Raw genomic sequence first — 20,411 nt, 5'->3', positions numbered from 1 at the left:
CCCTGCACAAGGCCATCCGAAACCAGGCCGTTGAAACACCTGGCAACGTAACCGCCAGCCAGCTACATCGGCGGCGTCACCCCATCCTTGCCGGCGGAGATCGATTGCGCGGTGAGCGTGCCGTCCGCGCTCTGGGAGACGAACATCACCACCTTGACCCCGGCCTTGAGCAGGCTGCGGTCACCCGGCACCAGGTTGACGATGGGCACATCGTCCGGCACCAGGATCGTCTGCTGGCCGCCCTTGTAGTTGACGGTCAGGGTCCGGCCGTTGCTCACCACCAGGTCGCCGACGCGGCCATTGGTCATGCTGCTGCCCTTGACCAGATCGAAAGGCCGATGACCGTCGCCGGTGCCGGCCATCTGCGGTGGAAACACATGGACCTCCAGCGCCTTGAGGCTGCCATCGGCCTGCGGCACGGCGGCCGAACCTATGTAGCTGCCGGGCTTGATGTCCTCGATATTGGCCAGGGTCACGGCGCGGACCTGGGTCTGTGGCGTGAGGTTGATGGTGACGTTCTCGCCACTGTTGACGTGCACCCGCACCGCGTCGCCGGCGATGCTGGTGATTTCCCCGCGCACGCCGATGCGCATGCCCGGTGCGTCCTGGGCCTGGGCCAGGCCGGCCAGCAGCAGTGCGCCGAGTGTGATCGCTTGGGCGCCGCCGAGCAGGCGGCGAAGGCACAGATTCATGGGACGGACTTCCTGTGATGAAAGGTGGCACAGAGGTCTAAACGAAAGCACTCCAGCGTCCACGGAACAATGAGCGAGCTATGGAACTGAATGTAAGTAAATGTATCATCGCAACGCGATCCCGGTCGTCGTCTGCCGCTCTCGGCCGGCCCCGCCAGGCATTTATTCCTCCCGGGCATGAATGCTATCGCTCGTCAGCTTCTACCGCGTCACGGGCCAGCCCCTTAGCCTCGCCCGCATCCTTTTCGCTGCAACGAGAATCGCCATGACTTCCACGACCCAGGGGCTGCCCGCCGCCACCACGACCATGACCCGCGGCATGGTGCTGCTGTTCGCCTTCTGCTGCGGCGCCATCGTCGCCAACATCTACTATGCCCAGCCGATCATCGAACTGATCGCCCCGGACATCGGCCTGAGCAGCACCATGGCCAGCCTGATCGTGTCCCTGACCCAGATCGGCTACGCCCTGGGCCTGTTCTTCCTGGTGCCCCTGGGCGACCTGCTGGAAAACCGCCGGCTGATGATCCTCACCAGCCTGGTGGCCATCGCCAGCCTGCTGGGCGCCGGGTTCACCGAGCAGCCCAATGCCTTTCTGCTGGTCTCGCTGCTGATCGGCTTCAGCTCAGTGTCGGTACAGATCCTGATTCCCCTGGCCGCGCACCTGACGCCGGAAGCCTCCCGCGGCCGGGTGGTCGGCGGCATCATGGGCGGCCTGCTGCTGGGCATCCTGCTGGCACGCCCGGTGTCCAGTGTGGTGGCCGACCTGTTCGGCTGGCGCGCGATGTTTATCGCCGCCGCCGTGCTGATGGCCGCCATCAGCCTGGTCCTGCTGCTGACCGTGCCCAAGCGCCAGCCTGCCCACAGCGCCACCTACGGCCAGTTGCTGGGTTCGTTGGGCACCCTGCTGCGCCAGCAACCGGTGCTGCGCCAGCGGGCGTTTTACCAGGCCTGTATGTTCGCCACCTTCAGCCTGTTCTGGACCGCGGTGCCGCTGGAGCTGGCGCGCAACCACGGCCTGTCGCAAAGCCAGATCGCCCTGTTCGCCCTGGTCGGAGCCATCGGCGCCATCGCCGCGCCCATCAGCGGACGCCTGGCGGATGCCGGCCACACCCGTGTCGCCTCGTTGCTGGCCATGCTGTTCGCCGCCTTGAGCTTCCTGCCGGCCTTTGTCCACCCGGCCTACAGCGTCATCGGCCTGGCAGTGACCGGCGTGGTCCTGGATTTCTGCGTGCAGATGAACATGGTCCTCGGCCAGCGCGCGGTCTACGCGCTGGATGCTCATAGCCGCGGCCGCCTCAACGCGCTGTACATGACCAGCATCTTCATCGGCGGCGCCGTCGGCTCGTCGATTGCCAGCGCGGTGTACGAACACGCCGGCTGGCTGGGCATAGTCGGCGTCGGCAGCGCCTTGCCGTTGCTGGCCCTGCTGCGTTTCCTGAGCACTTCGCAGAAGGCGCTGCCTGTCCCGGCCTGAGCCCGGGCTCAAGCCGCAGCCTGATCGATGTCTTCACCGGTGCGGTCGCGAATCCACAGCAACACCAGGGTGGACAAAGCGACCGTCGCCATCATGTACCAGGCCGGCGCCAGCACCTGCTCAGTCACCTGCAGCAGCCAGGTGACAAAAAACTGGGCGAAGCCGCCAAACACCGAGACCCCGATACCGTAGGCCGCCGCCATGCCGGTGGTGCGCACCGACTTGGGGAACATTTCCGGCAACATGGTGATGCCCGGCACCGTCTGCAGGGTCAGCAACACCGAGAGCAGGCCGATGATCAGCAGCAGGTTGAACAGGCTGGGGGCGGCGATCAGCCACTGGAAACACGGCACTATCGCCACCAGGGTCAGCAGGCGCGAGCAGAAAATCACCCGCTTGCGCCCACAGCGATCGGCCAGCCAGCCCACCAGCGGCGACAACACAAAACAGACCGCCCCCACCACCACGCTGGCCAGCAGGCTGGAGGTGGTCGGCAGGCCCAGCACCCTGGCGGCATAGGCCGGCATGTAAAAGGCGATGATCTGGGTCGAGACCATGGCCCCGAGCATCAGCAGCACGCTTTTGCCCAATGCCCGCTTGTGCTGGCCGAACAGCTCGCGCAGCGGACTGCTGCGGGCCGCATGTTCCCTGGCCTGCTGGCTATGGGCAGTCGACAGCCCGACCACCAGGGTGTCTTCCAGGTGGCGACGGATGTACCAGCCCACCGGGGCGGTGAGCATGCCGATGAAAAACGGCACCCGCCAACCCCACTCGCTCATCGCCTGTTGATCCAGCCCCGCCACCAGCGCCGCAACCATGATCGCGCCGAGGAAGATCCCCAGCGACTGGCTGCCGAACTGCCAGCTGGCATAAAAACCCCGTTGCGATGCGGGGGCGTGTTCCACCAGCAGGGTGGTCGCCGCCCCCACTTCGCCACCGGCGGCAAAACCCTGGATCAGCCGCGCCAGCGCCATGATCAGGGGCGCGGCCATGCCGATCTGGCTATAGGTCGGGGTCAAGGCCATCAGGCCGCAGCCCAGGCCCATCAGGAACAGGGTCAGGGTCATCGCCGAGCGACGGCCAAAGCGGTCGGAGTAGGAACCGATCAGCAGCGCGCCGATCGGGCGCATCAGGAAACCCACGCCAAAGGTCGCGGTGGTCAGCAGCAACTGCCCGTAAGCGGACGCCGCAGGGAAAAACAGCGGCCCGATAAACAGCATCAGAAAGCTGAACACCGTGAAATCGAAAAACTCCAGGGCATTACCGATAGTGGTACCGACAATCACCCGCCGACGGGAAACACACAGATTCGTCACCGCAACCGGCGCGAAGGATTCGGAAACAACGGCCATGACATTCTCCTTGCAGACAAGGGCTACGCACCCACGACCGGCCGGGCCCGAACAGGCCCGGCCGGAGCGATCACCAGAGGCTGCGGGTCAGTCGACCGGCTCGAGAAAGGCACTCACCAGCTTCACCCAGTAGCTGGCGCCGTAAGGCAGGCAGGCGTCATTGAAGTCATAGGCCGGGTTATGCAACAGGCAGCCGCCCGCCGTCCCTTCGCCGTTGCCCATGATCAGGTAGCTGCCGGGGCAGGCTTGCAGCATGAAAGAGAAATCCTCGCTGCAGGTCATCGGCTGCATATCGGCGACCAGCCCCTCCTCGCCCAGCCACTCCAGGGCCACCGCCCGCGCCAGGGCGGTTTCCCGCGGGTGGTTGTAGAGCACCGGGAACGCGTTGGCGCTGACCGTGACCTCGGCAGTCGCGCCGAATGCCTGGGCCTGGGCGTGGGCCAGCGCCTCGATGCGCTGTAGCAACAGCTCACGGGTCGTCTCTTTCAATGCCCTGACCGTCACCGCCAGCTCGACACGGGTGGGAACCACCGACGAACTGCTGCCGCCATGAATCGCCCCGACCCCGACCACGCCCATTTCCAGGGGCGGCAGGTTGCGCGCCACCACCGTCTGCAACGCCATGACCAGCGAGGCCGCGGCGACTATCGGGTCGACCGTGTCCTGGGGCATGGCGCCGTGACCGCCACGGCCATTGATGCCAATCGTCACGGTGTCGGCCGAGGCCATGAACGGCCCGGGGAGAAAGCCGAACTTACCCACCGGCAACCCCGGCCAATTGTGCATGGCAAAGACCGCATCGCAGGGAAACAGCTGAAACAGCCCATCCTCGATCATCTTCCGCGCGCCCACATGCCCTTCCTCGGCGGGCTGGAAGATCAGGCGCACAGTGCCATCGAAGTCGATGCTCTGGGCCAGGCACTGGCCGGCGGCCAGCAGCATCGCGGTATGCCCGTCATGGCCACAGGCATGCATCTTGCCGTCATGCCGACTGGCATAGGGCAAGCCGCTGGTTTCCAGGATCGGCAAGGCGTCCATGTCCGCGCGCAGGCCGATGACCCGGTTGCCCCGGCCCTTGCGCAACGACGCCACGACGCCGGTGCCGGCCAGCCCGTGGTGAACCTCATACCCCCAGCCGCGCAGCTTGTCGGCGACCAGGCGGCTGGTTTCGAACTCCTCGTAGCTCAGTTCAGGATGGGCGTGCAGATGCTGGCGCAGCGCAACCATGGGCGTCGTCAGCTCGCGTATCTCAGGCAGGATCGTTGGGCTCGGCATGGGTTTCTCCTCAGCAGTGATAGATGGCCTGATCGTCGGCTGAGACGCTGTCAGGCTCTTGTAGGTCTTTCAGGCAGATCAGGCTGGCGGCCAGATCTGTGGGAACCAGTCCTGGCGCAGGCGCTGGCCTGCTTGCATACCGTGGTCAGGGTACGGCGGCGATGTCCTGCCAGGGCGCTCGGCATAACGCACGTCCTCGCCCAGCCAGCGCAGCGACAGCACGCGCCGGCGGGCCTGGCTGAGATTGCCGCGTGCGCCGTGCACGGTGCGGAAGTCGAACAGCACCGCGTCCCCCGGCTCCATCTGCCACTCCAGCACCTGCATGCCGGGGTCGACATCCGGGTCCGGCACCGGCCGATAGCGGCTGACATCCTCGTAAAAGCTGCTGTCGTCCTTCCAGCGCAGCGGCAGCACCCATTGCGGCCAGAGGTGGGAGCCGGCGATCAGGCGCAAGGTCGCCTCGCGCACCGGGTCCACCGGGATCCACAGGCTGACGGTCTGCTCGCCATCGAGAAAGTAATAGGGAATGTCCTGATGCCAGGGTGTCGGCTTCTGGGTGCCCGGCTCCTTGACCAGTACATGATCGTGAAAGAACTGCGCACTGGGCGACTGCATCACCGCTGCCGCAATCGCCGCCGCGGGCGACTCACGGACCATGGCGACGAATTCGGGAATGCGCTCCCAGTTGCAGTAATCGTCGAAAAACCCACCCGGCTCGCCGGCCGCCACCACGTTGGTGGCATAGGGGCCCGGCTCGCGCTGGTTACGCTCGATACCTGCGGCGATCGACCCGACCCAGTCCTTGAACACACCACGTAGACAAATGGCGCCATCGCGTTGAAAAGCTGCGATATCCGCCGCTGATACCAAAGGGCTGACTGACCTGTTCATAGGGGCTCCTGCGTGACGGCCGCCATGATCGCGGCGACCACGGCCAGACTATTGCCCCAGGCTCATCCAAAAATAAAATAATATGATCCGATCTGGCTCCTCGGAATTTCTTATGAAGATCAGTCTGCGCCACCTGCGCTGCGCCCTGGCGGTCACCCGCCACGGCAACATCACTCAGGCCGCCGAGCATCTGAACGTATCGCAGCCGGCGGTCTCCGCCGCCCTCAGCGAACTGGAAGGACATCTGGGGCAAGTGCTGTTCATTCGCCAGCGCGGACAGGGAGTGACGCTGACGCCGTTCGGCCGCCTGGCGATGGACAAGGCCCAGCAGATAGTGGCCGGCGTGCATGAGCTGGAACGCCTGGCGGACCACGACGACACCTTGTCCGGCGAACTGATGCTGGCCTGCTTCGAGGACCTGGCGCCCTATTGCCTGCCGCAGCTGTTGCGCGGCCTCAAGGAACGCCACCCGGCGATCGAGGTGACGATTCGCGAATACGGCTTCGACCAGATCGGCAAGCAATTGAGCAACGGCAGCCTGGACGCCGCGCTGAGCTATGACCTGGGCTTGCCGGATGGGGTACAGAGCACAGTGCTGTGCGAACTGTCGGCCCATGCGCTATTGCCGGCCGAGCATCCCCTGGCCGGTCACCGCGAGGTCAGCCTGCGCCAGCTCTGCGATTACCCCCTGGTGCTGACCGAACAGGCCTACAGCTGGCAGCATTTCCTCGACCTGTTCCGCTTCCATGGCTTGCAGCCGCAAAACTTCAGCAAGACCTATTCTTTCGAACTGCAGCGCGGGCTGGTGGCCAACGGCTTTGGCGTGGCCGTGGCCTATACCCGGCCTTTCGGCGACCACAGCTATGACGGGCGGCCGCTGGCGATCCGGCCGATTGCCGAACCGCTGCCGCTGCAACGCATCGTGCTCGCCCAGTCTCGGGCCCGCAGCCATTCGCCGCTGGTCAACGCCCTGCGGGAACAGGCCCGGCAATGGTTCGGCGAAAGCCCGGGGTTTGGCTGGCACCCATAAGCGGCGCCGCGGCTCAACGGCGTTCCACACAACACTCGATCGTTCACACACAAGGAGTCCCAATGGACCGGCTGGCAGCCATGCAAACCTTCGTTCATGTGGTGGAAAGCGGGTCCTTTTCCGCCGCCGCCCGGCTTCTGGATATCGGCCAGCCGGCCGTATCGAAAACCATCGCCCAGCTGGAGGCGCGGCTGGCGGTGCGGCTGTTGCTGCGCTCGACTCGCGGCCTGACGCCCACCGAGGCCGGCATGGCGTTTTTCGAGCGGGCCAGGCGGGCCCTCGAAGAGGCCGACGAAGCCGATCTCGCGGCGCGCGGGGCCGGTACGGGGCTGCGCGGCACGCTGCGAGTCTGCGCCGCGGTGACCTTCGCCCGCCTGCACATCGTGCCGCACCTGGGGACCTTTCTCGAACACCACCCCGAGCTCGACATCGACGTGGTGCTGGATGACCGCAATATCAATCTGGTGGAGGCCGGCATCGACGTCGCCCTGCGCATGGGCCCCTTGAGCGACTCCGGGCTGACCGCGCGGCGGATCGGCGAATGCCGGCGCGTGGTATTGGCCACCCCGGACTACTTCGCCCGCCACGGCGAACCCGCCTGCCCCGCCGACCTGAGCAAGCACCAGGCGATCGTCTACAGCCTCGGCGGCGGTGCCCACTGGCGCTTCGAACGGGGCGACGAACAGCAATCGGTGACGGTCCGCGGGCGGATTCGCGTCAGCGCCGCAGAGGGGTTGCGCGAGTCGGTGCTGGGCCATCAGGGGCTGACCATGGCCTCGCAATGGATGTTCGCCCCCGAGCTGGCCAGTGGCACGGTGCGCGAAGTGATGTCGGACTGGACGCTGCCCCGCCAGGAGCTATGGGCGGTGTTCCCTACCGGGCGGCTGACCAGCGCCAAGGCCCGGGCCTTCGTCGAGTTTGTCCAGCAGCTGCTGGCCCGCCCGGATGCCACTCAAGGTTGAGCGACGTCAGATTCGCCCACGTACCAGCACTTCGACCTTGGCCGCCTCGCCCCAGCGTTGGACCCGTTCGATCAGCGCAGGGTCGGTTTCGCCCACCAGATACAAGGTTTCGATCGATTGGGCAGCCGCCCACTCGACAAACCCGCACTGCTCGAAGGTGTCGATAGCCGCCAGCTGGAACTCGTTTTCGTAGAAGCCGGGCACCACGGCGACCTGGGCATCGACGGCACTGACTTCAGGCAGGAACGGACAGGCCAGGTGCACCACGTCCCACTTCGCCACGCGCCAGTTGCGCAGCGCTTCGTCGAAGCGGCTGCGGGCGCCGCGGACAAACCCCAGGCCATCGATCACCATGCGCCGGTTGATGATCATCCACACTTTGCGTTTGCGCGGGGCCTTGAGCAGCACCTCGCCGGTGACCTTCGAGGCGCGCAGGGCCAGGGCGAACACCAGCAATACTGGAACGAAGTAGCGATAAACCGTCTCCGTCTCGGTGGCGCGGGTCAGCTCATACAGCCTGGAAACCTCGCCCCGGGCCTTGCGCTGGTCGCCCAGGGTTTCATCGAGGCGGCCGAGCCAGGCCAATACGGGCGGCGCCGAATACCGGGCGCGAAGCTCATCCAGCGCCTGGACCACCGTCCCCACCGAGAGCGCCGTCAGCCGCTCCTGCGCCGTTCTCTCCAACGTGGCAAAACGCTGACAGAGCTCGTTCACCTGCACGGCATCGGCGGCGCTATAGAGAGTCGCGGCGGCACGGCAATGCTCCGGCCCCAACAGATCGTCGATCTCGGCCTTGAGGCGCCTCTGGGTCGAGGCTTCATGGGACTCGGCCAGTCGATAGTCGCTCTGGAACCATTCGGTCCTGACGCTCTGGGTCTCGCCGATCAGCGCCAGCGACGCCAGCAACAGCCAGCCGTAGTCCACGCGCTTCCAGCCGATCTCGCCCAGGGGAAAGACCGAGATGAAGCTCCAGCAGAAGAAGTAGTAGAGAAAGATGAACAGCACCAGCAAATACACCGGTGCCAGGGAGAAGTAGATCAGCTGCGGCACTTCGACATCGGCGAAGCCATGCAGGGCGAGCAGCACAGCGACAACACAGAGCCCGAAGGCCATGGGCGCGAAATAGGGTTTGTTCAGGCTTTTCTTCATCGGGCGCTCGGATGGCGATACTCAGGAACACCCCGGGGTATCGGCCATCCAACCGACCGCTTGAACCGGACTCGCCCGCGGTCCGCTCAGTGGTCGCCGCTTACGGGGAGGCGCTTACTGAGAGCCGCTTACTGGAACTGGCGCCCCAGGCCCGACGGCACGCCGTGGATATCGGTCTCTTCCCATGGCCCGTCGGGGCTGATGGAACGGCTCCAGCCGTTGTTCCAGCGGTAGTAGGTGCGCTGGCGGTAGAAGGTGTTGGTCTGGTTATCCAGCACATAGACGCCCAGGCGCGGATCCCAGTGGCTGTTGCCGCCCGGTGGCGGCGCGAAGCTCGCGGAAGTGCGCGGCAACGGCTTGGCCGGCTTGATCGGCGTGGCGGGTTTGCTCGGGGTGCCGGGCGTCGGCTTGGTAGTGGGTTGCGCGGGTGGAATCGGTGGCAGCGTCTCGGGTGGCGTCGGCTGCTGGACCGCACAGGCGCTCAACCCCAGGACCAGTGTTAACAGGGTGATACGAGCAATGGCGGTCATGGCGGCTTCTCTTATTTATCCGGGCTGTCGATGGTCAGTTGTTGCGGCGCGGTGGTGCTGCTGGCCAGGGGCTTGCTGCGACCGACCCACTCGCCGGCAGTCGGTTGGCCGGCGCGGGAAATGCGTGCAACCAGTTGGACTTCCGGGAAGTTCGACAGTTTCAACTGCGGCATCATCGCGTCGGCATCCCCCAGCTCCACCGTCACCGGCAGGTCGGCCACGGTCAGGCGCTTGGCCGCCAGTGGCGCCGGCGGCCCGGAAGTGGCGCGGGCAAAGATGAACACGCTGTCGCCCGGCTGCACCTTGGCTTTCAGCTCGGCGGCCAGGTCGACACGCACCTTGAGCAGCGCGGCGGCCTTGGGCGCGGGCGCCTGGGCCACTTTGCCGCCGCTGGCCAGCAGCTTCTCGGTGGCCCGGTCGATACCGCCCTGCAGCGCGGCGCGCGAGTTGTCGTCCGCCGGCAATTGCGCCAGCAGGCGGTTCCAGTAATCGATGGCCGCTTGATAACGCTCGCCTTCGAAGGCGGCGATCCCCAGCAGGCCGAGGCTGGTGACTTCCTTCGGGTCGGCCTTCAGCGCTTCGTCGGTCAGGGCCTGGACCTTGTCCGACCACCGCTTGCCGTCGGCGAAATACTGCGCCTGCGCCCACTGGCCGAGCAGTTCCGGCTGGCGCCCGGCCAGGGTCACGGTGCGTTCGAAGATCTTCGCCGCATCCGCCGGGCGGTCCTGGGCCATGTAGGTACGGCCGAGGAAGTACAGGCCCTCGGCGGAATCCGGCTGGGCGGCGACCGCGCGCTCGAGGCGGCGGGTCATCTCTTCCATGGATTGCGGGGCCTGGGCGAATTCACGGGTCAGCTCGACCTTGTCGCTGGCGCCGAAATGCAGGTACAGGCCCAGGCCCAATAGCGGCACCAGCAGCGCCGCCAGCAATGGCAGCGGCTTGCCCAGGCGCGATACCCCAGCCAGTTCCGCGCCCTCGGTGTCGGCCAGCAATTCGCGCGCGGCTTCGGCGCGGCCGCTGTCCATCTGCTCGGCGCTGAGCACGCCTTCGGCCTGCTGGCCTTGCAGCTCGGCCACGCGTTCTTGATAAAGCGCCACGTTCAGCGCGGTACGATCCTCTTCACGCTGGGCGCGACGGCCGCGTAGAACCGGGATCAGCAGAAAACTCAGGGCTACCAGGAGCAGCAGGCCTGCGGCGAGCCAGAAATCAATCATTCGCGGTCTTTATCCAACAGTTGGTCGAGGCGCTGACGCTCCTCGGCGGAAAGTGTGCTCGGGTTGTCGCTGCGCTGCACGCGCCGACGCCGGACGATCACGGCGATGATCACCACGCCCCCCAACAGCAGGCCGGCGGGGCCGAACCAGAGCAAGGCGGTCTTGCCGGTCAGGGCCGGCTTGTAGCGCACGAAGTCGCCATAGCGGTCGACCATGAAATCGATGATCTGCTGGTTGTCCTTGCCTTCGCCGAGCATGCGGAAGATCTCCTTGCGCAAGTCCGCGGCGATCGGCGCATTGGAGTCGGCGATGTCCTGGTTCTGGCACTTGGGGCAACGCAGCTCTTTGGTCAACTCGCGAAAGCGCTCGCGCTCGGCGTCGTTGGCGAATTCGTAGGTATCGATCGCGGCGTGGGCCACGCCAGCGATACTCAGGCCCAGGACGGCCGCGGCCAGCCAACGCTTCATGGCTTGGCCTCGTCGGCCAGGGCCTGATACTTGGCGGCCAGCTTCTCGCGCCACACCGTTTCGTCGATCACCCCGACGTATTTGTCGCGGATGATGCCCTTGGCGTCGATGAAGAAGGTTTCCGGCGCGCCGTACACCCCGAGGTTCAGGCCCAGGGTGCCCTCCTCGTCGCGAATATCCAGCTGGTAAGGGTTGTGGAATTCGACCAGCCACTTCAGGGCGTCGGCGTTGACGTCCTTGTAGTTGACGCCGTAGATGGTCACGCCCTGCTGCGCCAGCTTGTTCAACACCGGGTGCTCGACCCGGCAGGAAATGCACCAGGTGCCCCAGACGTTGACCAGCGCCGGCTTGCCCAGCAGGTCGGCGCGGGTCAGGGTCTTGTCGCCCTGCACCGACGGCAGGGAGAACTCCGGGAACGGCTTGCCGATCATCGCCGACGGCAGCTCGGCCGGGTCCAGGTACAACCCGCGGTACAGGAACACCGCCACCAGCAGGAACAGCGCCAGCGGCAACAACATTATCCAGCGTCTCATGCAGTGGCTCCTGTCATGCCCAGGGCTTCGCGCACCCGGGTCTTCACCTTGACCCGGTAACGCCGGTCGAGGGCCGCCAGCAGGCCGCCGAAACCGGTGAGCAGGCCGCCGAACCAGATCCAGCGCACGAACGGCTTGACGTGCACCCGCACGGCCCAGGCGCCATCACCCAGCGGCTCGCCGAGGGCGACGTAGAGGTCACGGGTGAAACCGGCGTCGATGCCAGCCTCGGTCATCACCGAGTTCTGTACCGTGTAGAGGCGTTTTTCCGGGTGCAGCACAGCAACCTCCTTGCCGTCGCGGACCACTCGCACCGTGCCCTTGTCGGAGGTGAAGTTGGGGCCTTCGAAATGTTTGGCGCCCTCGAAGATGAAGTGATAACCGGCCAGGTCCATGGACTCGCCCGGCTCCAGGCGCAGGTCGCGCTCGGCGCTGTTCTGGCTCGACAGCACCACGCCCAGGGCGCAGACCGCGATGCCCAGGTGCGCCAGTTGCATGCCCCAGTAGCTGCGGGTCAGGCCCGGCAGGCCCTTGACCAGGCCTTTGTGGCGGGTCTTGTCGAAGATGTCGCGGACCCCGGCGAGCAACACCCAGGCCGCCAGCATGAAGGTCGCCAGCACTGCCCAGTTGAAGTCGCCGTAGACGATACCGGCCACCACCGCCAGTGCGGCGCTGCCCAGCAGCACCGGGGTCAGCATGCTTACCAGCCATTTCACCGGGGTGTCTTTCCAACGCACCACCACGCCCACCGCCATCACCACCATCAGCAGCGCCATCAGTGGAATGAACAGCGCATTGAAGTACGGCGGGCCGACCGACAGCTTGGCCCCGGTCAGGGCGTCCAGTACCAGCGGGTACAGGGTGCCCAGCAGGATCATCGAGGCCGCCACCACCAGCACCAGGTTGTTGCCCAGCAGCAGGGTTTCCCGCGACCACAGGTTGAAGCCGACCTGACTCTTGACCACCGGCGCGCGCAGGGCGAACAGGGTCAGCGAACCACCGACCACGAACAGCAGGAAGATCAGGATGAACACGCCGCGCTCGGGGTCCGAGGCGAAGGCGTGGACCGAGGTCAGCACCCCGGAACGCACCAGGAAGGTCCCCAGCAGGCTCAGGGAGAACGCGGCGATGGCCAGCAGCACGGTCCAGCTCTTGAACACGCCGCGCTTTTCGGTGACCGCCAGCGAATGGATCAACGCGGTGCCCACCAGCCACGGCATGAACGAGGCATTTTCCACCGGGTCCCAGAACCACCAGCCACCCCAGCCGAGTTCGTAGTAGGCCCACCAGGAGCCGAGGGTGATACCGATGCCGAGGAATGCCCAGGCGACTATGGTCCAGGGCCGCGACCAGCGCGCCCAGGCCGCGTCCAGGCGACCGCCAAGCAAGGCTGCGATGGCGAAGGCGAAAGCTACGGAGAAACCGACATAGCCCATGTAGAGCATCGGCGGGTGCACGATCAGGCCGATGTCCTGCAGCAGCGGGTTGAGGTCGCGGCCGTCGCCGGGCACCTGCGGCAGAATCCGCGCGAAGGGGTTGGAGGTAACGATCAGGAACAGCAGGAAGCCGGTGCTGATCATGCCCATCACCGCCAGCACCCGCGCCAGCATCACTTGCGGCAACTGCCGGGAGAACACCGACACGGCGAAGGTCCAGCCCCCGAGGATCAGCGCCCAGAGCAACAACGAGCCCTCGTGGGCACCCCATACCGCGCTGAACTTGTAGTACCAGGGCAAGGCGCTGTTGGAGTTGCTGGCGACATAGGCCACCGAGAAATCGTCGACCATGAAGGCATAGGTCAGGCAGCCGAAGGCAAATGCGAGAAAGGTAAACTGCCCCCAGGCCGCGGGCTGCGCCAGGCCCATCCACAGACGGTCGCCGCGCCAGGCGCCGAGCAGCGGCACCACGGCCTGGACCAGGGCAAAACACAGGGCCAGGATCATCGCCAGATGGCCGAGCTCGGGAATGAAGATTGCGGATGTCATCGCTCAGCCCTCCTTGGCCGGAGCCGGCGCCATTTGCCCACTGTCTTTCAGGGCCTTGGTCACTTCCGGCGGCATGTACTTCTCATCGTGCTTGGCCAGCACTTCGTCGGCCACCACCACGCCATCGGCGTTGAGCTTGCCCAGGGCGACGATGCCCTGCCCTTCGCGGAACAGGTCCGGGAGGATGCCGCGGTAGGTGATGGTCACGGCCTTGTTGAAGTCGGTGACCACGAAGCGCACGTCCAGCGAGTCCGCCGAGCGTTGCAGCGAACGCATCTGCACCATACCGCCGGCGCGGATCCGCGTGTCATGGGGGGCTTCGCCGTTGGCGATCTGGGTCGGGGTGTAGAACAGATTGATGTTCTGTTGCAGGGCGCTCAGCGCCAGGCCGACGGCAACGCCCACGCCGCCCAGCACACCGAGGATGATCAACAGACGCTTTTTACGCAGCGGATTCACTGATTGTTCTCCCGGCGCAGACGACGCGCCTCTTGTTGCAGGTAACGCTTGCGGGCCAGCAACGGCACCGCCACGTTGAGGATCAGCACCACTAGGCAGATGCCGTAGGCTGACCAGACATACAGGCCATGATGGCCCATGGCGAGAAAGTCGGCGAAGGACGAAAAACTCATGATGCCGCCTCCAGGCTGTTCTGCACTTCGGCCCTGACCCAGCTGGCGCGGGCTTCGCGCTTGAGCACTTCGAGACGCATGCGCAGCAACAGCACGGCGCCGAAGAAACAATAGAAGCCCAGCACGGTCAGCAACAGCGGCAGCCACATCTCGACGGGCATCGCCGGCTTTTCGGTGAGGGTGAAGGTCGCGCCCTGGTGCAGGGTGTTCCACCACTCCACCGAGTATTTGATGATCGGGATGTTGATCACCCCGACGATGGCCAGCACCGCGCAGGCCTTGGCCGCACTGTCGCGATTGCTGATGGCGTTGCCCAGGGCGATCAGGCCGAAGTACAGGAACAGCAGGATCAGCATGGAGGTCAGGCGCGCGTCCCAGACCCACCACGAGCCCCAGGTCGGCTTGCCCCAGATGGCCCCGGTGACCAGCGCCACGGCGGTCATCCAGGCACCGATGGGCGCCGCGCATTGCAGGGCGACGTCGGCCAGTTTCATCTTCCACACCAGGCCCACCACCCCGCACACCGCCAGCATCACGTAGATGGACTGGGCCAGCATGGCGGCGGGAACGTGGATGTAGATGATGCGAAAGCTGTTGCCTTGCTGATAGTCCGGCGGCGCGAAGGCCAGGCCCCAAACGACGCCGACGGTGATCAGCAGCAAGGCTGCGATGCTCAGCCAGGGCAACAGCTTGCTGCTGATGCCGTAAAACCACTTGGGCGAGCCGAGCTTATGAAACCAGGTCCAGTTCATACTGTTTCCATCACGGGTGCCGCGCGTTGTCACGCACAGCCAGGGTCTTTACTGATCAAAATTTGATCAGACCTCATTATTCGCCGACGCTGATCTTCAGGCCAGCCGCTATTGCAAAAGGTGTCAGCGTTACTGCCAGGGCGGTCAGGCTCCCAAGCCACAGCAGGTAACCGGTCGCCGGCATACCCTGCAAGGCCGCCTGCAAGGCGCCGCTGCCGAGAATCAATACCGGGATGTACAGGGGCAGGATCAGCAGCGCCAATAACAGGCCGCCACGCTTGAGTCCTACCGTCAACGCCGCGCCCACCGCTCCCAGCAAGCTGAGCACCGGAGTGCCCAACAGAAGGGACAGCAACAGCACCGGCAGACAGGCTGTGGGCAGACCGAGCATCAGTGCCAACAGGGGCGCAAGCAATACCAGTGCCAGGCCGGAAAAGGCCCAGTGTGCCAGCACCTTGGCCAGAACCAGAAGAGGCAGGGGGTGCGGCGAAAGGACCCACTGCTCCAGGGATCCGTCCTCGAAATCACTGCGAAAAAGCCCGTCCAGCGAGAGCAAAACCGATAATAAGGCCGCTACCCAGACTAGCCCTGGAGACAAGGTTTGCAACAATTGTGTCTCAGGTCCCACCGCCAACGGGAACAGTGAGACAACGATGGCGAAAAACACCAGCGGGTTGGCCAGTTCGGCGGGACGGCGGAACAGCAGCCGGGATTCGCGGGCAACCAGCAGTCCGAAAACACTCATACGGCCCAATGCCCCAGATCGATGTCGCGATAGCCGGCCGGCAGGCGGCTCAGTGTGTGGTGGGTGGTGAGGATCACCATGCCGCCGCGTTCGCAGTGGCCGGCCAGGTGTTCTTCCAGTTGCGCCACGCCCTGTTTGTCCAGGGCGGTGAAGGGTTCGTCGAGAATCCACAGTGGCGGGCTGTCCAGGTACAGCCGGGCCAGCGCCACCCGGCGCTGCTGGCCGGCGGACAGGGTGTGACAGGGCACATCCTCGAAACCGCGCAGGCCGACCGCCGCCAGGGCCTGCCAGATCGCCTCGCGATCGGCAGGCTGATGCAGGGCGCAGAGCCAGCTGAGGTTTTCCTCGGGGGTCAACAGGTCCTTGATCCCCGCCGCATGGCCGATCCACAACAGGTTGCGCGCCAGCTCCGCGCGCTGGGCGTTGAGCGGCTGGCCGTTGAGCAGCACCTGGCCGCTGGTCGGCTGCATCAGCCCTGCCAGCAGGCGCAACAGGCTGGTCTTGCCGCTGCCGTTGGGACCGCTGATCTGCAACATGTCGCCGCTGGCCAGACGCAGTTCGAGCTTTTCGAAGAGCAGCCGCAGGTCGCGCTCACAGGCAAGCGCTACGGCTTCTAGAAGAGGACTGGTCAAATGATCGCGGGCCTTTACGGTTCAAGTCGGCGGTGGAGCAGCCGTTAAAGAGATGCAGAATAAACGCATCGGCGGCCTGTTCCAGAGAGCTGCGTCAAACTTTTGCGATGTTTTCGCCACGCTCCCCGAAGACGGGCGGCATTATACATGCGATGCCCTACTCTCAAGAGGGCTTATTTCTCCACAGGTTGTGTCCAGATGACAGGCGAAATCACCCTTCCTCCGCTGCCCCAACTGACGCCGGGAACCGTGCGCGCGCTGCCGATCAGCGGTGAGCTGCTCAAGTTGCTGCAGCCCCTGGAAGGCCTGATCGCCGCCGGCCAATCGGCCAAGGCCGAAGTACTGTCGCTCAAGCAGGCGGACCAGACGTTCCAACTGTTGCTCAAGCTGACCCTCGACAGCGGCCGGCAGACCACCGTCCAGGCCACCAGCAACCAGCCGCTGCCCCTGGGCACCAGCCTGGCGGTGACCCAACCCTCGGCCGGCAACCTGGCCATCACCGTGCAGCAGGCGATTGCCGCCAGCGTCGCCACCCTGACCCGCCTCGACACCGCACAGCTTCCCGTGGGCACCCTGCTGCAGGGCAAGGTGCTGACCACCCAGCTACAACCCCAGGCAGCCGGACAACCGGCGGTCTACCGCTCGCTGGTGAGCCTGCTCAACACCGCCCTGATCGGCAGCACCCTGAGCATCGACAGCCCGCAACCCCTGCGCATCGGCAGCCTGCTGAGCGCCCTGGTGCAAGGCTCGCAGAGCTTGAGCTTCGTGCCGCTGAGCGGGCGCCAGGAGCAACTGGCGATCGCCCAGCAACTGGCCGCCCAGCAAAGCCGCCAAGCCTCGCTGACGGGCCTGATCAATGCGTTGCAGAACCTGCCGCCCTCCGACGACACCTCCAGCGAACTGCGCGCCACGGTGGACAAGCTGCTCGCCGGTCTGCCCGACCTGCAGCAACTGAGCAATCCCAAGGCGCTGGCCCAGGCCCTGGGCAACAGCGGCGCCTTCCTCGAGTCGCGGCTGCTGGCCGGCGACAATCCGGCCCTGGCGGCTGACCTGAAAGGCAACCTGCTGCGCCTGATTGCCCAGATGACGCCGGGCCTGCCAAGCAGCACCAGCTTCAACGCGATCATTGCCGCCAACACCCTGGCCCAGGTGCTGCCGAGCTTCGTGCGCAGCGCCCTGGGGACCCTCGGCCAGGTCAGCGCCAAGCCCCAGCCGGGTGGCTTCCCCCTGCCCTCGCGGCTGCTGCAAAGCCTTGAGGAGGAAGGCGACCTGGAACACCTGCTGCGCCTGGCCGCGGCCGCTGTTTCGCGCCTGCAGAGCCACCAGTTGGCGAGCCTGGAACAGAGCGGCCTGACCGATGACGGGCGGCTGCTGACCACCTGGCAACTGGAAATCCCGATGCGCACGATGCAGGACGTCGTGCCCCTGCAGGTCAAGTTCCAGCGCGAAGACCCGGCGGAAAAACCGCCTGAGGAAAAACGCGAGGAACGCGAACCGAAACAGCAGCTGTGGCGCGTCGAACTGGCGTTCGACCTCGAACCCCTGGGCCCGCTACAGGTGCAGGCGCAATTGCTCAAGGGCCGCCTGTCCAGCCAGCTCTGGGCGCAGCGGCCATTTACCGCGAGCCTGATCGAAAGCCATCTGGGCAGCCTGCGTGAACGGCTGCTCGCGTCCGGCCTGGATGTGGGCGATCTGAACTGCCATCTCGGCACACCGCCGCAGGGCCCGAAAACCCGACTGGAACAACGCTGGGTCGATGAAACCGCATGAATAATCCCAACCCGCCACGCCAGGCCATCGCCCTCAAGTACGACGGCCAGCACGCCCCACGCTGACCGCCAAGGGTGACGACGAACTGGCCGAAGCCATCCTGAAAATCGCCCGCGACTGTGAAGTGCCGATCTATGAGAACGCCGAGCTGGTGAAACTGCTGGCGCGCATGGAACTGGGCGACAGCATTCCCGAGGAGTTGTACCGGACCATTGCCGAAATCATCGCCTTCGCCTGGAACCTCAAGGGCAAGTTCCCGGCCGGGCATGCGCCGCAGGAAGCGGCGCTGGAGAAGGATGTGACGGAAAGCGGGGAGGATTACTGATCTGTAGCCGCTGCCGCAGGCTGCGATCGGCCGGTACGGCCGCAGGGATCTCAGGATCGCTGAAGGCCTTCGGCCTTGGCGCAGCCTGCGGCAGCGGCTACAGAGGGATTTCAGCTTTTGTGCAACTTACTCATCAACTCAGCCTCGGCCTGGGTCAAGCCGCAGGACTGAGTCAGTTCGTCGACGCTGGCGCCCATGCCCACCAGGCGCGCGGCCTGGGCGAAGGACAAGCTCGACGGATCGCGCTGCTCCAACTGGGCCAGCTTGTCCGGCAACGGGCCGACCACCGCGCGCAGCTCATGCAGGTCTTCCCCCATGCGCACCGTACCGTTCTGGTAATCGTCGACGCGCTTGGCCAGGTCCTTGATGCGCTGATCGCGCAGCGCATCGCCCTGGGCCTGCTGGGCGGCGATCTGCCGCTGAGCGCGGATATAGGCCAGGAACATCGCCAGTGTGCCTGCCCAAAAGAGGAACAGGACAATAACCGCAACCTCGAGAATCAATCAGATACTCTCCAGTTCCGACCACTCTTCTTCGCTCATCATCTTGTCCAGCTCAACCAGAATCAGCAGCTCGCCGTTCTTGTTGCACACGCCCTGGATGAACTTGGCCGACTCTTCGTTACCGACGTTCGGCGCGGTCTCGACTTCCGACTGACGCAGGTAAACCACTTCCGCCACGCTGTCGACCATGATCCCGACCACTTGCTTGTCGGCTTCGATGATCACGATACGGGTGTTGTCATTGACCTCGGTGGGCACCAGGCCAAAACGCTGGCGGGTGTCGATCACGGTCACCACGTTGCCGCGCAGGTTGATGATGCCCAGCACGTAGCTCGGGGCACCCGGTACCGGTGCGATCTCGGTGTAGCGCAGGACTTCCTGCACGCGCATCACGTTGATGCCGTAGGACTCGTTATCCAGCTTGAAGGTTACCCATTGCAGGATCGGATCTTCGGAACTCTGTGCAGACGACGACTTATTCATACCCCTGACCCCTCAAAAAACCGTTGGAAACGGTGTGTGTTCTGTGTGGCCGCACCGTCGGCGCAGCCTGTTGTTGGTCTATATCGGCTTCGGCGCCGGTTTACTGATAGCCATGTGTTTCGCACCGCCGCTGGCGATCAGTTCGGCCAGCTCGGAAACGTCCAGCAGCGCGCACATATGCTCGATGACCGTGCCCGCCAGCCATGGCCGCTGGCCACGGTGGCTGCGCCATTTGATTTCGTTCGGGTCCAGGCGCAACGAGCGGCTGACCTGATGCACCGCCAGCCCCCACTCGTAGCCCTGGACCGAGATCACGTATTGCAGGCCCTGGCGGAAGTCGTCGCGGTAGCGATCCGGCATCACCCAGCGCGCGGTATCCAGCACCTTCAGGTTGCCGGCCTGGCTCGGCAGGATTCCGAGGAACCACTCCGGCTGACCGAACAGCGGCGTCAGTTCATGCCCCGCCAGGGAGTAGATCGACCCCAGGCAGACCAGCGGCACCGCCAGGGTCAACCCGGCGACATCGAACAGCAGGCACTCGAAGGGTTCCGCCGCCCAGCTCGGCCGGTCGTCACCCGCCACCGGGGGCGGCGTGCTGCTTGGCGGCCGATGCACCTCGACCACCGGTTCGACCAGGCCTTGCAACAAGGGCGCAACGGTCGACAAGGTGGCCGGCAATGGCGCGGGCGCCTCCAGCACGGGGGCGACCACCGCTTCCTCGACCCGCACTACCGGCGCGACAACCGCAGCCGGCGCAGGCTGGGCCTGGGCATCGCGAGCCTGTTCTTCGAGCACCGCGGCCTGGAACTCATCCAGGACCTCGCTCGACACTGCCACCTCTGCAACGGCTGCCTGAACCTGCGGCAGCGCCTCGGGAACCGCGAATTCTTCTTCGGTGGCGTCCTGCAGCAACGCGTCCAGGTAGGACTGCAGCGCCAACTGCGGCCGGGACGTGACGTCGACAGGACGGTTCATAAGGATGCCCACGGATAAAACCCAGCACAGTGACCTGTAG

The 20,411-nt window shown here is 65.3% G+C and carries 22 protein-coding genes and 1 pseudogene; 5 read left to right on the top strand and 18 right to left on the bottom strand.

Annotation, left to right across the window (positions count from 1 at the left end):
- Positions 1 to 62: 62 nt before the first annotated feature.
- Complete coding sequence (locus PMI20_RS11670; RefSeq protein WP_007922071.1) at positions 63 to 692, bottom strand: DUF5666 domain-containing protein; 630 nt, start codon at positions 690 to 692, stop codon at positions 63 to 65.
- Positions 693 to 957: 265 nt separating this feature from the next.
- Here PMI20_RS11670 and PMI20_RS11665 point away from each other — a divergent pair, with 265 nt between their 5' ends.
- Positions 958 to 2,166 (top strand): MFS transporter, encoded by a 1,209-nt coding sequence (locus PMI20_RS11665; RefSeq protein ID WP_007922069.1) that lies wholly within the window; start codon positions 958 to 960, stop codon positions 2,164 to 2,166.
- A gap of 8 nt (positions 2,167 to 2,174) precedes the next feature.
- Here PMI20_RS11665 and PMI20_RS11660 read toward each other — a convergent pair whose 3' ends face one another.
- From PMI20_RS11660 to PMI20_RS11650, 3 genes are all read right to left on the bottom strand, one after another.
- A complete protein-coding gene (locus tag PMI20_RS11660) occupies positions 2,175 to 3,518 on the bottom strand; it encodes an MFS transporter (RefSeq protein WP_007922068.1) in 1,344 nt (447 codons plus the stop codon).
- 87 nt (positions 3,519 to 3,605) lie between these two features.
- Positions 3,606 to 4,793 (bottom strand): M20 aminoacylase family protein, encoded by a 1,188-nt coding sequence (locus PMI20_RS11655; RefSeq protein WP_007922066.1) that lies wholly within the window; start codon positions 4,791 to 4,793, stop codon positions 3,606 to 3,608.
- Positions 4,794 to 4,871: 78 nt separating this feature from the next.
- Positions 4,872 to 5,684, bottom strand: a complete 813-nt coding sequence (locus tag PMI20_RS11650; RefSeq protein ID WP_007922061.1) for a phytanoyl-CoA dioxygenase family protein — start codon at positions 5,682 to 5,684, stop codon at positions 4,872 to 4,874.
- Positions 5,685 to 5,796: 112 nt separating this feature from the next.
- On the opposite strand from PMI20_RS11650, the gene PMI20_RS11645 reads away from it, so the two are divergent.
- Complete coding sequence (locus tag PMI20_RS11645) at positions 5,797 to 6,714, top strand: LysR family transcriptional regulator (RefSeq protein WP_007922060.1); 918 nt, start codon at positions 5,797 to 5,799, stop codon at positions 6,712 to 6,714.
- Between the two features lie 62 nt (positions 6,715 to 6,776).
- On the top strand, positions 6,777 to 7,676 hold the full coding sequence (locus PMI20_RS11640) for a LysR family transcriptional regulator (protein ID WP_007922059.1): 900 nt from the start codon (positions 6,777 to 6,779) through the stop codon (positions 7,674 to 7,676).
- 6 nt (positions 7,677 to 7,682) lie between these two features.
- Here PMI20_RS11640 and PMI20_RS11635 read toward each other — a convergent pair whose 3' ends face one another.
- The 11 genes from PMI20_RS11635 to ccmA form a co-directional block, all read right to left on the bottom strand.
- Positions 7,683 to 8,825: a hypothetical protein gene (locus PMI20_RS11635; protein ID WP_007922058.1), complete on the bottom strand. Its 1,143-nt coding sequence runs from the start codon at positions 8,823 to 8,825 to the stop codon at positions 7,683 to 7,685.
- A gap of 128 nt (positions 8,826 to 8,953) precedes the next feature.
- On the bottom strand, positions 8,954 to 9,355 hold the full coding sequence (locus tag PMI20_RS11630) for a hypothetical protein (RefSeq protein ID WP_007922056.1): 402 nt from the start codon (positions 9,353 to 9,355) through the stop codon (positions 8,954 to 8,956).
- Positions 9,356 to 9,366: 11 nt separating this feature from the next.
- Complete coding sequence (ccmI, locus tag PMI20_RS11625) at positions 9,367 to 10,569, bottom strand: c-type cytochrome biogenesis protein CcmI (RefSeq protein ID WP_007922054.1); 1,203 nt, start codon at positions 10,567 to 10,569, stop codon at positions 9,367 to 9,369.
- Positions 10,566 to 11,036: a cytochrome c-type biogenesis protein gene (locus tag PMI20_RS11620; RefSeq protein ID WP_007922049.1), complete on the bottom strand. Its 471-nt coding sequence runs from the start codon at positions 11,034 to 11,036 to the stop codon at positions 10,566 to 10,568. Before PMI20_RS11620 ends, ccmI begins: the two co-directional genes overlap by 4 nt.
- Entirely contained in the window at positions 11,033 to 11,569 is a 537-nt protein-coding gene (locus PMI20_RS11615; protein WP_007922047.1) for a DsbE family thiol:disulfide interchange protein, read from the bottom strand. The genes PMI20_RS11620 and PMI20_RS11615 overlap by 4 nt, the downstream gene beginning before the upstream one ends.
- On the bottom strand, positions 11,566 to 13,554 hold the full coding sequence (locus tag PMI20_RS11610; protein WP_007922045.1) for a heme lyase CcmF/NrfE family subunit: 1,989 nt from the start codon (positions 13,552 to 13,554) through the stop codon (positions 11,566 to 11,568). Before PMI20_RS11610 ends, PMI20_RS11615 begins: the two co-directional genes overlap by 4 nt.
- A gap of 3 nt (positions 13,555 to 13,557) precedes the next feature.
- Positions 13,558 to 14,013, bottom strand: a complete 456-nt coding sequence (ccmE, locus tag PMI20_RS11605; protein ID WP_007922043.1) for a cytochrome c maturation protein CcmE — start codon at positions 14,011 to 14,013, stop codon at positions 13,558 to 13,560.
- Positions 14,010 to 14,186: a heme exporter protein CcmD gene (gene ccmD, locus PMI20_RS11600; RefSeq protein ID WP_007922041.1), complete on the bottom strand. Its 177-nt coding sequence runs from the start codon at positions 14,184 to 14,186 to the stop codon at positions 14,010 to 14,012. The genes ccmE and ccmD overlap by 4 nt, the downstream gene beginning before the upstream one ends.
- Positions 14,183 to 14,938, bottom strand: coding sequence for a heme ABC transporter permease (locus PMI20_RS11595; protein WP_007922035.1), 756 nt, complete (start codon positions 14,936 to 14,938; stop codon positions 14,183 to 14,185). The genes ccmD and PMI20_RS11595 overlap by 4 nt, the downstream gene beginning before the upstream one ends.
- Positions 14,939 to 15,014: 76 nt before the next feature.
- Complete coding sequence (gene ccmB, locus PMI20_RS11590; protein ID WP_007922033.1) at positions 15,015 to 15,683, bottom strand: heme exporter protein CcmB; 669 nt, start codon at positions 15,681 to 15,683, stop codon at positions 15,015 to 15,017.
- Positions 15,680 to 16,315 (bottom strand): cytochrome c biogenesis heme-transporting ATPase CcmA, encoded by a 636-nt coding sequence (gene ccmA, locus PMI20_RS11585; protein WP_007922031.1) that lies wholly within the window; start codon positions 16,313 to 16,315, stop codon positions 15,680 to 15,682. The genes ccmB and ccmA overlap by 4 nt, the downstream gene beginning before the upstream one ends.
- 198 nt (positions 16,316 to 16,513) lie before the next feature.
- On the opposite strand from ccmA, the gene fliK reads away from it, so the two are divergent.
- Positions 16,514 to 18,085, top strand: coding sequence for a flagellar hook-length control protein FliK (fliK, locus tag PMI20_RS11580; RefSeq protein WP_007922029.1), 1,572 nt, complete (start codon positions 16,514 to 16,516; stop codon positions 18,083 to 18,085).
- A pseudogene (locus PMI20_RS11575) lies at positions 18,082 to 18,410 on the top strand (EscU/YscU/HrcU family type III secretion system export apparatus switch protein). Before fliK ends, PMI20_RS11575 begins: the two are co-directional and overlap by 4 nt.
- A gap of 110 nt (positions 18,411 to 18,520) precedes the next feature.
- On the opposite strand, the gene PMI20_RS11570 reads toward PMI20_RS11575, so the two are convergent.
- From PMI20_RS11570 to PMI20_RS11560, 3 genes are all read right to left on the bottom strand, one after another.
- The gene (locus PMI20_RS11570; protein ID WP_037033950.1) at positions 18,521 to 18,913 is read right to left on the bottom strand and encodes a DUF2802 domain-containing protein; all 393 of its coding nucleotides are present in this window, start codon (positions 18,911 to 18,913) and stop codon (positions 18,521 to 18,523) included.
- A complete protein-coding gene (locus PMI20_RS11565; RefSeq protein ID WP_007922496.1) occupies positions 18,914 to 19,396 on the bottom strand; it encodes a chemotaxis protein CheW in 483 nt (160 codons plus the stop codon).
- Between the two features lie 78 nt (positions 19,397 to 19,474).
- Positions 19,475 to 20,371, bottom strand: a complete 897-nt coding sequence (locus PMI20_RS11560) for a CheW domain-containing protein (protein ID WP_007922497.1) — start codon at positions 20,369 to 20,371, stop codon at positions 19,475 to 19,477.
- Positions 20,372 to 20,411 lie beyond the last annotated feature (40 nt).

It is taken from the genome of Pseudomonas sp. GM17, from assembly GCF_000282175.2.
Classification (GTDB): Bacteria; Pseudomonadota; Gammaproteobacteria; order Pseudomonadales; family Pseudomonadaceae; genus Aquipseudomonas; species Aquipseudomonas chlororaphis.
This window is presented reverse-complemented; position numbering and strand designations above follow the sequence as displayed.